A 14,512-nucleotide genomic window follows, 5' to 3' on the forward strand; every position below is an offset into this window, starting at 1 on the left:
GCCCGGCACCGAATACCGCGCCGACCAAGGCCAAGGCGGCAGGGCTCTATATGATCTGCACGCTCTCGAAGCATAAGGCCGAACGCGAAGGCTACCAGGATGCGCTGATGCTGGATTGGCGCGGCCAGGTGGCTGAGGCAACCGGCGCGAATGTGTTTTTCGCCAAGGATGGCAAGCTGCACACGCCAACGCCGGATTGTTTCCTGGATGGCATCACACGGCGCAGCGTGATCGCGCTGGCCAAGGCGCGTGGCATCGAGGTGATCGAACGTGTTATCCAGCCCGAGGAAATGGCCGGTTTTGATGAATGTTTCCTCACCGGCACGGCGGCGGAAGTGACCCCGGTTTCAGAAATCGGCCCATATCGCTTCACGCCAGGTGCGTTGTGCAAGCAGATGCTGGATGCGTTCGAGGGTGCGATCCGGCCACGCAAGGCGGCAGCAGAGTAAATTCCGCAACACTCAGCGCTTGATTCAAATCAGATGCCCGGGCTTGGTCCGGGCATCTTTTTTTGCTGGCTCAATCCAGCAGCATCGGATGGATGCGCTCATAATCGAACAGGCGGATGCGTTCATCACGCTGCAAGGTTTCGCCAACCAGGCCGCCGAGCAGCATGTCGATGCTGCTGCCATCCGATGAGAGCGGCGCCAGCACGGTTTCAAACTGCAATTCGCGCCCGGTCGGGCTGACCGTGTAGCGCCCTGCCGCATATGCCGGGTTACGGGTTTCTGCCGGCAGAGAGAAGAAGGCTGATACTTTGGAGGTGCGGTCGGCGAAAACCGCTTCGTTGACCCACAGGCTGGTGGTTTCGCGCCCCATGGCGGCAACAATGCCGGTGCCGACCAGGCGGAACTGGAAGCGGCGCGGGTTGTCGTAGACATTGATCAGCGAGACGTTGCGCAGGAAGCTGACCATTTCATCCGGGCGCAGGTCGCGCCGCGCCGGCAACACGCCGCCGCGCTGCCGCGTCTTGTCGCGCCAATAGCTCAGCAAGGCGCGCAACGCTTCGGAGCGCACGGTCTCGGTTTTAACGCTGACCATTGAGATGGGGGATGCCGGCGTCATCAACGATTACGCTGCCTCACACATTTTCCCAACGACCAGAGCTTTATCAGTGTTTTTCCCAGTCGAGCTTGCCATATGCATTGGATACATGGACGAATCCCCCTCAATCGTCCGGATATGCTTACCCAACCATACACGCACGGTTGTAGCGGGACAAATGAAATTGACTGCAATGAAATTTGCCGTTTGGTGTGGCTGGCTTATTCAGCCCAGCGCTCCGCAACGGCATCATCTTCTGCTTTGGCTGCGACCCAGCGACGGCTCTCGCCGGTTTGCTCAAGCTTCCAGAACGGCGCCTTGGTCTTGAGCCAGTCCATCAGGAAGGCGCAGGCATCAAAAGCGGCCTGGCGATGCGCCGAGGCAGTTATCACCAGCACGATGCGATCACCCGGCAGCAATGTGCCATAACGATGCACGATCAGGCAGGCATCCAATGGCCAGCGAACGTTGGCTTGCTGCGCGATGGCGGTCAGTTGCCGTTCGGTCATGCCGGGATAGTGTTCCAGCGTCATGCTGCTATCGGCGTTGGTCGCGCCCGGCGCAATATCGCGCACCAGCCCGGTGAAGCTGACGGCAGCGCCAATTTCATGGCGGCCCCGGGTCAGCCGCTCAAGTTCGGCGCCGAGGTCAAAATCCTCTTGCTGCACACGGATTTCCGGTTGGCAGGCCATGCTCAGCCGCCCGTCACCGGCGGAAACAACGCCACTTCATCGCCCTGGGCTACCGGGTCTGGCCCGCGCGCGTAATCCTGGTTCACCGCCACGCGCACCATCGCCGGATCGGATAATGCCGCCGCATAATTCTCGCCGCGCCCGCGCAGCCATGTCAGCAATTCGGCCACGGTGGTAATGCCGGCCGGCAGCATCACAGCTTCTTCGGCCAAGCCGATGCGTTCGCGCAGGGTGGCGAAATACAAAAGGCGCATCAATTGCCGCCTTTCACCGAGTCAGCGCCGGTTTCAGCCTTGGCGCGGGCATCATCGGCGGCAGCCATGTGGCGCAGGCCGGTATTAAGGTAATCCCAGCCGGTATAGAGCGTCAGCAACGCCGCCATCCAGATCAGCACTTCGCCCACCAGACGGGCATGAATCCAGTCAAAGGCATAATCGCCAACAATCAGGAAACCCAGCGCAATGAGCTGCGCCGTGGTTTTCCATTTCGCCAACCGGCTGACCGGCACCTTGACCCGCAATTCAGCCAGGAATTCACGCAGGCCGGTCACGGTGATTTCACGGCACATGATCACCACGGCGGCCAGGCAGGTGATGCGGTCGATCCGCTCAAAGGCGATCAGCATCAGAATAACCGCGCAGACCAGCAGCTTGTCGGCGACCGGATCAAGGAAACGGCCAAGATTGGACATCTGGCCCCATTTGCGCGCCAGATAACCATCAAACCAGTCTGTGATGCCGGCGGCGGCGAACAGGGCGAGGGGCAGCCAGGCACTCCAGGCGCCGGGCAGATAAAAGGCGGCGCAGATCGCCGGGATGGCCAGGATGCGCGAGATCGTCAGCAGGTTGGGCAGGCTGCTCAGCATGCGATGATTATCGCATAAAGCCGTCGGCTGCGACAGGCTTGGGCATGGCCCCAGAATGTGTCAGCCGCCATGGAAATGGTCATAAACCTTCTTGGCCACCGTCTTGCTGATGCCGCCCACCGCTTCCAGATCGGTCAGGCCGGCCCGCGCCACTTCCTTGGCCGAGCCGAAATGCAGCAGCAGCGCCTTCTTGCGTGCTGCGCCGATGCCGGCGATTTCGTCCAGCGGCGAGCGCATCTGGTCCTTGGCGCGTTTGGCGCGATGGGTGCCGATGGCAAAGCGGTGCGCCTCGTCGCGCAGCCGTTGCAGGAAAAACAGCACCGGATGGCGCGGCTCCAGCATGAAAGGGTCGCGCCCCGGCATGAAAAACTGCTCGCGCCCGGCATTACGATCCGGCCCTTTGGCGATGGCTGCCACCGGCTGGTCTGGGATGCCGAGCTCCTCCAACACCTGCATAACGGCGCTGAGCTGGCCCTTGCCGCCATCGATCAGCAGCAGGTCGGGCCATTCCCCCTCGTTGCGCTGGCGTTCGGGATCGGCTCCGGTTTCCGGCTCTTGACCTGGCTCGGCCTCACCATCGCGCTGCTTCAACAGCCGCTGGAAGCGGCGCGTCAGCACTTCGCGCATCATGCCGTAATCATCGCCGGGTACAATATCCTCACCGCGAATGTTGAATTTGCGGTAGGCGTTTTTGCGCAGCCCTTCGGGCCCGGCCACGATCATGCCGCCAATGGCGTGGCGGCCCTGGATATGGCTGTTGTCGTAAACCTCGATGCGGCTGGGCGGGCCTTCCAGCCCGAAGATATCCGCCACGCCAAGCAGAAGCTGGTTCTGCGAGGCGCTTTCGGCCAGGCGGCGGCGCAGTGCATCGCGGGCATTGTTGATGGCATGTTCCACCACATCGCGTTTGGTGCCGCGCTGCGGCCAGGCCAGTTCCACTTTGTGGCCGGCATGCAGGGTCAGCGCCTCGGCGATCAGATCATCATTCTCAATCTTGTGGCTGACCAGGATCAGCTTGGGCGGCTCGCGCTGGGCATAGAACTGGCCGATGAAGGCATCCAGCACGTCAGGGATTGCCACATCGCGGGCATGGGCGGGGAAATAGGCATGGTTGCCGTAATTCTGCCCGGCGCGGAAAAAGAAAATCTGCACGCAGACCTGGCCGGCTTCGGCATGCGCGGCGATCACGTCGGCATAATCGATCTCGCTCAGATTCACATCCTGCTTCTGGCTGATATGGGCCAGGGCGCGGATACGGTCCCGCAGATCGGCGGCGGTTTCAAAATCCAGCCGGTCGCTGGCGGCCTGCATCCGCGCCTGCCATTCGGTCAGCAGGCTGCGATTGCGGCCGGAGAGGAATGCCGCCGCATCGCTGATGATGGCTTCGTAGCCGGCCTTGTCGATGCGGCCGACGCAGGGCGCGCGGCAGCGTTTGATCTGATATTGCAGGCAGGGCCGGGTGCGGCTGGCAAAATCACTATCGGTGCAATTGCGCAGCGGGAAAGCCCGCGCCAGCGCATGCAGCATCGTGTTCACCGCCCCAGTGGAAGCGAAGGGGCCAAAATACTCGCCCGGAATATTGCGCGCGCCACGATGCTTGGTGATGCGCGGAAATTCATGGTCACGTGATACCAGGATATAGGGAAACGATTTGTCGTCTTTCAGCAGCACGTTGAAATGCGGCTGCAATTTCTTGATCAGGTTCGCTTCCAGCAGCAATGCTTCGGCTTCGGTATGCGTCACTGTCACGTCAACACGCACAACCTGGCGTACCATGCGCTGGATACGCACACTGAGGCCGTTCAACTTGGCGTAATTAGACACCCGCTTGCGCAGGCTGCGTGCCTTGCCGACATAGAGCACGATGTCGTTGGCATCGATCATGCGATAGACGCCGGGGCCGAGCGGCAGGTTGCGCAGGCTGTCCTGAATCACCGTAGCGCCGCGCAGCAATTCGGCCGGCAGGACGGTTTCCTGCTCTGGCGGGGCGGGGATTTCAGGCAGCTCGGGTTCGGTCATGCTCACGCTGCTGTTACAGAAAAGCCAACGATTCCACGGCCTTGAAAGAAACGTCCCAAGCTTGTGGATAACTTTGTGGGGAAACTCTTGTCAATGCTGGGCATGACGTAACGTAAGCTGGCCGCAGGTTGTGGAATTGGCTGTGTGTCGTTTTTATAAACTATTGTAGACATTGAAGTTTTTGATCTTATCCCGAGGCTGTCTACATCCTGCAATGGAGATTCTGCAACGCAACATTCGCCTTGGTCTGCTGTGCACAACTTGGTTGGCAGGACTCTAACGGGTGACAGAGTCAAGACCTATTTAGAGGTAGTGACCAAATCTTTTGTTGCACTGCGTCAGCCGGCCTGGCGCTCGATTTCCACGCCCACACCGCCAGCAACAGGAATGGCGTCTGGTTTTTCAACCCGAACGCGCGTGCGTTTGACCCGAGGGTCGGCCAGGCATAATTCTGCGAGTTTTTCTGCCAGTGTTTCCACCAGATCAACATGGCCCTGTTCCAACAGGTCGCGGGTGCGGTTCACCAGTTGCTCGTAGCAGACCACATCGGCATAGCTGCGTGGCGGCTCGCCCGGGGTTTCCAGCACCCAGAGATCCAGGTTGATCACCACGCGCTGCTTGTGCACCCGCTCGGCCGGGTAGATACCAATGCTGCCCATCAGGGTGAGGTCGCGCACAAAAACGCGGCGCAAAGCTGGTGCGGGCTGTTGCAGGGCCGGCAACGGAAAATCCGCCCAGGCGGCGCGGGCGCGGTCGTGAATCGTCATCTCACTCCTCCGGATTGTCGAGGCCCGCCTGTCCGGGAGCCTGTCCGGGGGGCGGCCAGGGCAGATGCTGGCCACCATCCAGAGCGATCATTTGGCCGGTCATGGCCGGTGCGTCAAGCAGGAATAGCAGCCCGGCAGCGATCTCTTCCGGCGCCGCACCGCGCTGGAGCGGCGTGGAGGCCCATTGTTGGGCGAATTGCTCGGCAGTTTGCCTGCTGCTAGGTAGCACAGGGCCGGGGCCGATGCCATTCACCCGGATACGCGGCGCCAGCGCCATGGCCAGGGTCTGGGTCAGGGTCCACAGCCCGGCCTTGGAAAGCGTGTAGCTGGCAAAATGCGGTGTCAGGCGCCAGACGCGCTGGTCGATGATATTGACGATATTGCCCGCCATGCCTTCGGGCAGTGCTGCGGCAAAGGCCTGGGCGAGAAAAAATGGCGCCCGCAGATTGGCATCCATATGTTTCTGCCAGCTTTCCAAGCCTGCGCTGTCAATGCGATCGTATTCAAACAGCGAGGCATTGTTCACCAGCACCGAGACCGAGCCGAGCGCGGCCTGGGCCTGCGGCAGCAGCGCTTGCGTTGCGGCGTGATCACAAAGATCGCCCTGCACCACGGCGGCCCGGCCGCCCTGGGCGATGATTTCAGCTTGCAGGCTTTTGGCCTCGGTTTGCGACTGGTTGCAATGGATCGCCACCGCATGGCCACGCGCCGCCAGAGCCAGGCAGATGGCGCGGCCGATGCGCACCGCGCCGCCGGTGACCAGGGCGGCGCCCAAGGCGGTATGCCGCTGACTGGTCATCGTTTAGCCCCGCGAAAAGTGCGTTTGCTGCCGGCTCGGCCAGCCGTGGAGCGGCCGCCGGCCGGGCGCCCGCTGGGCAAGGGCGCAGCATAGCCTGTGGCGTTATCGGCGAAACCCAGCGGCTTGCGTGCCACAGCGCCACCCGGCACTTCCAGTTCGGCCAGTTCCAGCCGCTTGATCTCGTCGCGCAGCCGCGCCGCTTCCTCAAATTCCAGATTGCCGGCAGCCTCGCGCATGCGCTTTTCCAGTTCGGCCAGATGGGCCTTGAGATTGTGGCCCACCATATGGCCGGCCTCGGCATGTGCCACATCCACAGTGTAATGATCCTGCTCGTAGACACTTTGCAGGATGTCGCCGATCTGGCTGCGCACACTTTCCGGCGTGATGCCATGTTCCAGGTTATAGGCCTGCTGCTTGGTTCGGCGGCGGTCGGTTTCATCCAGCGCCCGCCGCATCGAATTGGTGATGCGGTCGGCATACAGGATGGCCTTGCCTTCCACATTGCGGGCAGCGCGGCCGATGGTCTGGATCAGTGAGGTTTCACTGCGCAGGAAGCCTTCCTTGTCGGCATCCAGAATAGCCACCAGGGCGCATTCCGGAATATCCAGGCCCTCGCGCAGCAGGTTGATGCCAACCAGGATGTCGAATACGCCAAGCCGCAGGTCGCGCAGGATTTCCACCCGCTCCAGCGTATCGATATCGGAATGCAGGTAGCGCACCTTCATGGCGTTGTCGTTGAGGTATTCGGTCAAATCCTCGGCCATGCGCTTGGTCAGTGTGGTCACCAGCACGCGGAAACCCTTGGCGATCACCTTTTTGCATTCGCCCAGCAGGTCGTCCACCTGATGCTCCACCGGGCGAATTTCGGTCACCGGGTCGATCAGCCCGGTGGGCCGGATCACCTGTTCCGAGAACACGCCGCCGGTGCGCTCCATCTCCCATTTGCCCGGCGTAGCCGAGACAAACACGGTCTGCGGCCGGAAACGCTCCCATTCCTGGAAGCGCAAAGGCCGGTTATCGATGCAGGAGGGCAGGCGGAAGCCATATTCCGCCAGGGTGGCCTTGCGCCGGAAGTCGCCACGGAACATGCCGCCGACTTGCGGCACCGTGACATGGCTTTCATCCACAAACAGCATGGCATTGTCGGGCAGATACTCAAACAATGTTGGCGGCGGTGCGCCGGGTGGCCGGCCGGTAAGATAGCGCGAATAATTCTCGATGCCGGCGCAGGCGCCGGTGGCAGCCATCATCTCCAGATCAAAGGCGGTGCGCTGTTCCAGCCGTTGCGCTTCCAGCAGCCGGTTCATCTTCACCAATTCATCGAGCCGCAGCTTGAGATCCACCTTGATCAGCTCGATAGCCTGCTGAAGCGTCGGCTTCGGCGTCACATAATGGCTGTTGGCGTAAAGCTTCACGCTTTTCATCTCGCCGGTGCGCTGGCCGGTGAGCGGATCAAATTCCACGATGCTTTCCAGCTCGTCGCCAAACAACGACAGGCGCCAGGCGCGATCTTCCATATGCGAGGGGAAAATCTCGATGCCATCGCCACGCACGCGGAAGGCGCCGCGCTGGAAGGCGGCATCGTTGCGGCGATATTGCAGGTCCACCAGCCGGCGCAGCAGGGCGTCGCGATCCACGGTTTTGCCGGCTTCGAGCGGCAGGGTCATGGCGGTGTATGTTTCCACCGAGCCGATACCGTAGATGCAGGAAACCGAAGAGACGATGATCACATCATCGCGTTCAAGCAGGGCGCGCGTGGCCGAATGGCGCATGCGGTCGATCTGCTCGTTGATCTGGGCGTCCTTCTCGATATAGGTGTCGCTGCGCGGCACATAGGCTTCAGGCTGGTAATAGTCGTAATAGGAGACGAAATACTCCACCGCGTTGTTCGGGAAGAAGCTTTTCATCTCGCCGTAAAGCTGCGCCGCCAGGGTCTTGTTATGCGCCATGATCATCGCCGGACGGCCGGAGCGGGCGATAATCTGCGCCATGGTGAAAGTCTTGCCCGAGCCGGTGACACCCAGCAGCACCTGGTCGCGCTCGCCGGCCTGTATGCCGCTGGTCAGTTCGGCGATGGCGGTGGGCTGGTCGCCGCGCGGCTCATAAGGTGCTTGCAGATCATAGGCGATGCCGCCTTCGCTTTTCGCCGGACGTTCCGGGCGATGCGGCATGAAAACCGGAAAATTCGCATCGGCGAAGCGATCCGGGTCTTCGATCTCACGGTCCAGGCTGGGGGCGGTCTGCGCTTTGCTCATGGCGCAGAATATGGCGCGCCGGCGCGCGCCTGACCAGTCAAAACCGGAACAAAATTAGCCCGGGCAGATATGAAAATGGGGCCCGCAGGCCCCATTTCCGATCATTGTAGCTGGGTTCAGGCCTTGCGGCGCTGCCACCAGGCAATGAATTCGCCAACGATGCCGCGACGGAAGGCCATCACCACCACCACGAAGATGGCGCCCTGGATCACCAGCACCCACTCGCCGAAGCCGGCCAGGTAGTTCTGCATGGTGATGATCACGGCGGCGCCGATCACCGGGCCGAGGATGGTGCCCATGCCGCCGACCAGCGTCATCAGCACCACTTCACCCGACATCTGCCAGGTTACGTCAGTGAGCGAGGCAAGCTGGAATACAAGCGCCTTGGTGGCGCCGGCCAGGCCGGCCAGCGATGCCGAGAGCACAAAGGCCAGCAGCTTGTATTGATCAACCCGGTAGCCGAGCGAAATGGCGCGTGGCTCGTTTTCGCGGATCGCCTTCAGCACCTGGCCAAAGGGCGAGTGGATGGCGCGATGCACCACCAGGAAGCCGAACACGAAGATCGCCAGCACAACATAGTAGAAGTTCAGGTCGCTCTTGATGTCGATGAAGCCCAGCACTTCGCGGCGCGGGATGGCCTGGATGCCGTCTTCACCACCGGTGAACTTGGCTTGCAGGCAGAAGAAGAACACCATCTGCGACAGTGCCAGCGTGACCATGGCGAAATAGATGCCCTGGCGCCGGATGGCGATGCTGCCGGCGATCAGGCCGAGAAAAGCCGCCGTGGCCACGCCGGCGAGGATGCCGAGTTCCGGCCCCCAGCCCCAGACCTTGACGGTGTACCCACTGATATAAGCGGCGCCGCCGAAGAACATGGCATGGCCGAAGGAAAGCAGCCCGACATAGCCGATCAGCAGGTTGAAGGCGCAGGCAAACAGGGCGAAGCAGAGAACCTTCATCAGGAAGACGGGGTAGACCACCACCGGGGCCACCAGCGCCAGCGCCAGCAGCAGGATGTAGACTTGAGTTTCGCGGTTCTTCAACATCTTTCCGGCCTCACTTAGGCGTGCCGAACAAGCCGGCAGGCTTGATCATGAGAACGATGGCCATAATGATGAAAATCACCGTACTGGAGGCTTCGGGGTAGAACACCTTGGTCAGACCCTCGATGATACCGAGGCCGAAGCCGGTGACAATGGCGCCCATGATCGACCCCATGCCGCCGATCACCACCACGGCAAACACCACGATGATCAGGTTTGAACCCATCAGCGGATTGACCGAGTAGATCGGTGCCGCCAGCACGCCGGCCAATGCCGCCAGACCGACGCCGAAGCCATAAGTGAGGGTGATCATGCGTGGCACGTTGATGCCAAAAGCCTGCACCAGATCCGGCCGTTCGGTGGCGGCGCGGAGATACGAACCAAGCTTTGTGCGCTCGATCATGTACCAGGTGCCGAGACAGACGGCGAGCGAGGCCACCACCACCCAGGCGCGATAATTTGGCAGGAACATGAAGCTGAGGCGTTGTCCGCCCGGGATCGGGTTTTCATAAGGCAGGCCCGATGAACCGAACTGCTTGCGGAACACGCCTTCCACGATCAAGGCCAGGCCGAAGGTGAGCAGCAGGCCGTAGAGGTGGTCGAGGTGATATAGTCTTCGCAGGAACAGGCGTTCCAACAGCACGCCAAAGGCGCCGACCACGATCGGAGCCAGGATCAGCGAGCCCCAGTATGGCACGCCAACCCAGTTCAGCAGCATCCAGGCCACAAAGGCGCCCATCATGTATTGTGCGCCATGCGTGAAATTGATCACGTTAAGCAGGCCAAAAATCACCGCCAGACCCAGACTCAGCATGGCGTAGAATGCGCCATTGATCAGGCCGAGCAGCAGCTGGCCGAACAAAGCTTGCGGCGGTATGCCGAGCAGCTCGAACATCGCTGAAACGTCCCCCTTGTTTTTACCCTGTTATACCCTTGTCGCCGTTGCCGGCGCCTTGGAGGGGAAGGCCAAAAAGGCGGCCTTCCGCTGCAAGGCGTCTGGTTGCGGTTGGGGATGCCGGTGGCCCGGCATCCCCGCCGCAACAATATCGCCTACTTGACCAGCGGGCAGTTGCCATCGGCCATCGGGCGGAAGGCTTCGGCGGCCGGGATGGTCTTCTTCACGGTGAGGTAATCCCAGGCATACTTCGATTCGCTGGGCTTCTTCACTTCCACCAGGTACATGTCATGCACGTGGCGACCGTCTTTGCGCAGCACACCCTTGCCGAACAGTTTATCGTCGCTCGGCATTTCCTTCATCTTGTCCACCACCTTCACGCCATCGGCATCGCTCTTCAGCGCTTCCACGGCCTTCAGATAGTGGATCACGCCGGAATAGATGCCGGCATGCACCATGGTGGGCATCTTGCCGCCATTGGCAGCCGCGAATTCCTTGGCGAAAGCGCGGTTGTTGTCGTTGGCGTCCCAGTACCAGGCGGTGGTGAAGTTCAGGCCCTGGGCGGTCTTGAGGCCGAGCGAATGCACGTCGGTGATGAACATCAGCATGCCGGCCAGCTTCTGGCCGCCTTCGACGATGCCGAATTCAGCCGCCTGCTTGATCGAATTGATGGTGTCGCCGCCAGCATTCGCGAAGGCCACAATCTGCGCCTTCGAAGCCTGCGCCTGAAGCAGGAAGGACGAGAAGTCGGTGCCCGGGAAGGGGTGCCGAACTGCGCCGGTCACGGTGCCGCCATTGGCCTTCACCACGTTGCTGGTGTCGCGCTCCAGGGCATGACCGAAAGCATAGTCGGCGGTGACGAAGTACCAGCTCTTGCCGCCGGTCTGCACGATCGCCTTGCCGGTGCCGTTGGCCAGCGCCCAGGTATCGTAGGTCCAGTGCGCGGTGTTCGGCGAGCAGGCCGGGCCGGTCAGGTCCGACGAAGCCGGGCCGGAACCGATGAACACCTTGTTCTTTTCCTTGGTGATGTTGTTGATCGCCAGCGCGACCGAAGAGGTCGGCACGTCGACGATGGCATCCACCTTGTCCACGTCATACCACTGGCGGGCGACGTTGGAGCCGATATCCGGCTTGTTCTGGTGATCGGCGAAAACCACTTCCACCTTGAAGCCACGGGCTTCGATGCCGGAATCGGCAACCGCCTTCTTGGCCGCCCAGGTGCCGCCCGGGCCGGACACGTCGGCATAAAGGCCGGACTGATCGTTCATCACGCCAAGCTTGATGATGCCATCGGTAACCTGGGCATTGGCCGCGCCGGCAGTGAGCACGGCAGCAGCCGTGGCGAGCAGATACTTCACACGCATGGTTTCCTCCTGTTGGTTAACTTTTAAACCCCGAGATACTGTTCGAGTTTCTGGGTGTTGGCGGCGATCTGATCATTCGGAATCATGTCGATCACCTTGCCGTGTTCCACCACGTAATGGCGGTCAGCCACCGTGCTGGCAAAACGGAAATTCTGCTCCACCAGCAGCACGGTGAAGCCCTTCTGCTTGAGCAGCCGGATCATGGCGCCGATCTGCTGCACGATCACCGGGGCAAGGCCCTCGGTCGGCTCGTCAAGCAGCAGGAAATTGGCGCCGGTGCGCAGGATGCGGCCGATGGCCAGCATCTGCTGTTCGCCGCCGGACAGTTTGGTGCCCTGGCTTTTCAGCCGTTCTTTCAGATTCGGAAAGATCTGGTAGATGTCGTCCAGGCTCATGCCGCCAGCCTTCACCACCGGCGGCAGGGTGAGATTCTCATACACATTCAGCGACGAGAAGATGCCGCGCTCTTCGGGGCAGAAAGCCAGGCCGCAGCGGGCGATCTCATTCGAGGGCAGCTTGATCAGCTCCTTGCCCTCAAATTGGATCGAGCCGGAACGCTGCGCCAGCATGCCCATCACCGCCTTCATGGTGGTGGTCTTGCCAGCGCCGTTGCGGCCGAGCAGGGTGACCACCTCGCCCTTGGCGACGTTGAATTCCATGCCATGCAGGATATGGCTTTCGCCGTAGAAACCCTGCAAGTCCTTAACCGCGAGTTGCGCCTCAGCCATGACCGGTCCCCATATACGCCTCGATCACTTCCGGGTTGCGCGAGACGGTGTCGTAATTGCCTTCGGCCAGGATTTCGCCACGCCGCAGCACCGTGATGGTATCCGACAGCTTGGCCACCACGCTCAGGTTATGCTCCACCATCAGCACGGTGCGGTTCTTCGCCACCCGCTTGATCAGGTCGGAAATTTTCTCGATATCCTCATGGCCCATGCCGGCCATCGGTTCGTCGAGCAGCATCATTTCAGGTTCCAGCGCCAGCGTAGTGGCGATTTCCAGCGCCCGCTTGCGGCCATAGGGCAGTTCCACCGCGGTAAGGTGGCTGAATTCGGTGAGGCCAACCGCTTCAAGCAGTTCCTCGGCGCGCTGGTTGAGCTGGTTCAGTGTCTGCTCTGAGCGCCAGAAATGGAAGCTGGTGCCAAGCGGCCGTTGCAGCGCGATGCGCACATTCTCGATCAGCGAGAGATGCGGGAACACGGCAGAAATCTGGAAGCTGCGTACCAGCCCGGAGCGGGCGATATCGGCCGGCTTGGCCGCTGAGATGTCACGGCCGTTATAATTGATCCTGCCCCGGGTCAGCGGCAGGAACTTGGTCAGCAAGTTGAAGCAGGTGGTCTTGCCTGCGCCATTCGGCCCGATCAGGGCATGAATCGTATGCCGCTTGACCTTGAGATGGACATCCTTCACCGCAACAAAGCCGGCGAATTCCTTGGTTAGACCCTCAGTCGTAAGAATATGGTCTTCGGCCATGTGCGGCTGCGCCCTTATTTCTTTTTACTCCCTGACCGCACGCTAAAGCGTACCCTAACGTGACGGCAGCGTCATGTAAGGGTATTCGACCAAAGATGTAAATAGCTGCCGCGAGAAAAAGAATTTAGCTTTTTTGCGTTGCGGCAAAGGGGACTGAAACTGCCTATTTCGCAGGCGCCTCCGCAAGAATCCGCGCCTTGGCAAGCTGATGTTCACGATACGATATGTATACAGTGCTGGCGAAGATGATGGTGCCACCCACCCAGGTCCATAAATCAGGCACCTGGCCGAAGGCAAAATAGCCCAGCAGGCTGGCGAAGATCAGCTTGGTGAAATCCAGCGGCATCAGAATCGAGGTATCGGCCAGCCGCATCGCCTCGGTGAACAGCAATTGGCCGCCAGAACCCAGCGCGCCGAGCGCAAACAGCCAGACGAGCTGATGCAAAGTCGGCGTCTGCCAATGAAACAAGGCCGCCACAAAGCTGATCGGCATGATGAAAACAAGCATATAAGTGGCAATGGTGAGGCTGGAATCGGTGCGCGCCAGGATTTTGATATCAATCATCGACACCGCCCACAGCACGGTGGAAGCCAGCACCAGCAGCGGGCCAACCCCCATGCTGCTGAAGCCGGGGCGCAACACGATCAGCATGCCGACAAAACCGACAGCCAGGGCGATAATGCGCCGCATGCGGATTTGTTCGCGCAGCACAATCACGGCACCGATGGTGGCGAATAGCGGCGCGGCATAGCTCAGCGCCGTCACTTCGGCCAGCGGGGTTATGCTGAGGCCGGTGAAGAACAGCAGCATCGACGTGCCGTTGGCCAGGCCGCGAATGCCGTGCAGGTGCAGCTTAGTGGTGAGAAAAGGTCTGAACCGGGCCTGGATCAGTGCCGGCAGCAGCACGATGAAGCCAAACAGGTTGCGAAAGAAGGCGGCTTCAAAAGGATGTAGCTCTTGCGTGATGCGGCCGACCACGCCATGCATGGCGACGAAGCACATCGATGACAGAAGCATCAGGGCCATGGCCCGGGGTAGCGGATTGGCGCCGGGAATGGCGGCGAAGACGGGCACGTTGAATGGCCTTGCGTGAATGACTGCACCTAGACTCTCAGAAACCGGACGAACCGAGCATTGCTAAAACTGCAACTCTCCCATGCGCTGCCGATCCAGGCGATCCTGCCCGAGATCGTGGCGGCTTTGCAGGATGCCAACAGCCTGGTGGTGCAGGCGCCGCCAGGCTCGGGCAAGACCACCTTGCTGCCGCTGGCCCTGCTGGAGCAACCCTGGCT

General features: G+C 61.0%; 15 protein-coding genes. 1 reads left to right on the top strand and 14 read right to left on the bottom strand.

Annotated elements, in window-relative coordinates:
• Positions 1-449, top strand: a 449-nt coding sequence (locus KBB36_RS18900) for an aminotransferase class IV (protein WP_290984718.1), incomplete at its 5' end; no start/stop codon positions are given.
• Between the two features lie 70 nt (positions 450-519).
• On the opposite strand, the gene KBB36_RS18905 is transcribed toward KBB36_RS18900, so the two are convergent.
• From KBB36_RS18905 to KBB36_RS18970, 14 genes are all read right to left on the bottom strand, one after another.
• On the bottom strand, positions 520-1,041 hold the full coding sequence (locus KBB36_RS18905; protein WP_290984721.1) for a PAS domain-containing protein: 522 nt from the start codon (positions 1,039-1,041) through the stop codon (positions 520-522).
• A 224-nt stretch (positions 1,042-1,265) separates the two neighbouring features.
• The gene (locus KBB36_RS18910; protein ID WP_290984724.1) at positions 1,266-1,736 is read right to left on the bottom strand and encodes a molybdenum cofactor biosynthesis protein MoaE; all 471 of its coding nucleotides are present in this window, start codon (positions 1,734-1,736) and stop codon (positions 1,266-1,268) included.
• Between the two features lie 2 nt (positions 1,737-1,738).
• Positions 1,739-1,990, bottom strand: a complete 252-nt coding sequence (moaD, locus tag KBB36_RS18915) for a molybdopterin converting factor subunit 1 (protein WP_290984727.1) — start codon at positions 1,988-1,990, stop codon at positions 1,739-1,741.
• Positions 1,990-2,601, bottom strand: a complete 612-nt coding sequence (gene pgsA / locus KBB36_RS18920; protein WP_290984731.1) for a CDP-diacylglycerol--glycerol-3-phosphate 3-phosphatidyltransferase — start codon at positions 2,599-2,601, stop codon at positions 1,990-1,992. The genes moaD and pgsA overlap by 1 nt, the downstream gene beginning before the upstream one ends.
• A 60-nt stretch (positions 2,602-2,661) precedes the next feature.
• Positions 2,662-4,620 carry an excinuclease ABC subunit UvrC gene (gene uvrC / locus KBB36_RS18925; protein ID WP_290984734.1) on the bottom strand — a complete coding sequence of 653 codons (1,959 nt, stop codon included), beginning with the start codon at positions 4,618-4,620 and terminating at the stop codon, positions 2,662-2,664.
• Between the two features lie 338 nt (positions 4,621-4,958).
• Positions 4,959-5,387 (bottom strand): dihydroneopterin aldolase, encoded by a 429-nt coding sequence (gene folB, locus KBB36_RS18930; RefSeq protein WP_290984737.1) that lies wholly within the window; start codon positions 5,385-5,387, stop codon positions 4,959-4,961.
• Position 5,388: 1 nt separating this feature from the next.
• The gene (locus KBB36_RS18935; protein WP_290984740.1) at positions 5,389-6,186 is read right to left on the bottom strand and encodes an SDR family oxidoreductase; all 798 of its coding nucleotides are present in this window, start codon (positions 6,184-6,186) and stop codon (positions 5,389-5,391) included.
• Entirely contained in the window at positions 6,183-8,357 is a 2,175-nt protein-coding gene (gene uvrB / locus KBB36_RS18940) for an excinuclease ABC subunit UvrB (RefSeq protein ID WP_290984762.1), read from the bottom strand. The genes KBB36_RS18935 and uvrB overlap by 4 nt, the downstream gene beginning before the upstream one ends.
• Before the next feature lie 200 nt (positions 8,358-8,557).
• Positions 8,558-9,487 carry a branched-chain amino acid ABC transporter permease gene (locus tag KBB36_RS18945; protein WP_290984743.1) on the bottom strand — a complete coding sequence of 310 codons (930 nt, stop codon included), beginning with the start codon at positions 9,485-9,487 and terminating at the stop codon, positions 8,558-8,560.
• A gap of 10 nt (positions 9,488-9,497) precedes the next feature.
• The gene (locus tag KBB36_RS18950) at positions 9,498-10,379 is read right to left on the bottom strand and encodes a branched-chain amino acid ABC transporter permease (RefSeq protein ID WP_290984746.1); all 882 of its coding nucleotides are present in this window, start codon (positions 10,377-10,379) and stop codon (positions 9,498-9,500) included.
• Between the two features lie 155 nt (positions 10,380-10,534).
• Positions 10,535-11,743: an ABC transporter substrate-binding protein gene (locus KBB36_RS18955; RefSeq protein WP_290984749.1), complete on the bottom strand. Its 1,209-nt coding sequence runs from the start codon at positions 11,741-11,743 to the stop codon at positions 10,535-10,537.
• 23 nt (positions 11,744-11,766) lie between these two features.
• Positions 11,767-12,471: an ABC transporter ATP-binding protein gene (locus KBB36_RS18960; RefSeq protein WP_290984753.1), complete on the bottom strand. Its 705-nt coding sequence runs from the start codon at positions 12,469-12,471 to the stop codon at positions 11,767-11,769.
• Positions 12,464-13,219, bottom strand: coding sequence for an ABC transporter ATP-binding protein (locus KBB36_RS18965; RefSeq protein WP_290984756.1), 756 nt, complete (start codon positions 13,217-13,219; stop codon positions 12,464-12,466). The genes KBB36_RS18960 and KBB36_RS18965 overlap by 8 nt, the downstream gene beginning before the upstream one ends.
• A 163-nt stretch (positions 13,220-13,382) precedes the next feature.
• Positions 13,383-14,294 (bottom strand): DMT family transporter, encoded by a 912-nt coding sequence (locus tag KBB36_RS18970; RefSeq protein ID WP_290984759.1) that lies wholly within the window; start codon positions 14,292-14,294, stop codon positions 13,383-13,385.
• Positions 14,295-14,512: the final 218 nt, after the last annotated feature.

Origin of the sequence: Ferrovibrio sp., assembly GCF_017994015.1 — a bacterium.
In the GTDB taxonomy this organism is placed as follows: Bacteria; Pseudomonadota; Alphaproteobacteria; order Ferrovibrionales; family Ferrovibrionaceae; genus Ferrovibrio.

Coding starts and splice junctions, on each gene's coding strand:
- uvrB (WP_290984762.1), bottom strand. CDS start 8,357: ATGCCGCATCGCCCGGAACGTCCGGCGAAAAGCGAAGGCGGCATCGCC.
- KBB36_RS18945 (WP_290984743.1), bottom strand. CDS start 9,487: ATGTTGAAGAACCGCGAAACTCAAGTCTACATCCTGCTGCTGGCGCTG.
- moaD (WP_290984727.1), bottom strand. CDS start 1,990: ATGCGCCTTTTGTATTTCGCCACCCTGCGCGAACGCATCGGCTTGGCC.
- KBB36_RS18910 (WP_290984724.1), bottom strand. CDS start 1,736: ATGGCCTGCCAACCGGAAATCCGTGTGCAGCAAGAGGATTTTGACCTC.
- folB (WP_290984737.1), bottom strand. CDS start 5,387: ATGACGATTCACGACCGCGCCCGCGCCGCCTGGGCGGATTTTCCGTTG.
- KBB36_RS18905 (WP_290984721.1), bottom strand. CDS start 1,041: ATGGTCAGCGTTAAAACCGAGACCGTGCGCTCCGAAGCGTTGCGCGCC.
- KBB36_RS18955 (WP_290984749.1), bottom strand. CDS start 11,743: ATGCGTGTGAAGTATCTGCTCGCCACGGCTGCTGCCGTGCTCACTGCC.
- uvrC (WP_290984734.1), bottom strand. CDS start 4,620: ATGACCGAACCCGAGCTGCCTGAAATCCCCGCCCCGCCAGAGCAGGAA.
- KBB36_RS18960 (WP_290984753.1), bottom strand. CDS start 12,471: ATGGCTGAGGCGCAACTCGCGGTTAAGGACTTGCAGGGTTTCTACGGC.
- pgsA (WP_290984731.1), bottom strand. CDS start 2,601: ATGCTGAGCAGCCTGCCCAACCTGCTGACGATCTCGCGCATCCTGGCC.
- KBB36_RS18965 (WP_290984756.1), bottom strand. CDS start 13,219: ATGGCCGAAGACCATATTCTTACGACTGAGGGTCTAACCAAGGAATTC.
- KBB36_RS18950 (WP_290984746.1), bottom strand. CDS start 10,379: ATGTTCGAGCTGCTCGGCATACCGCCGCAAGCTTTGTTCGGCCAGCTG.
- KBB36_RS18935 (WP_290984740.1), bottom strand. CDS start 6,186: ATGACCAGTCAGCGGCATACCGCCTTGGGCGCCGCCCTGGTCACCGGC.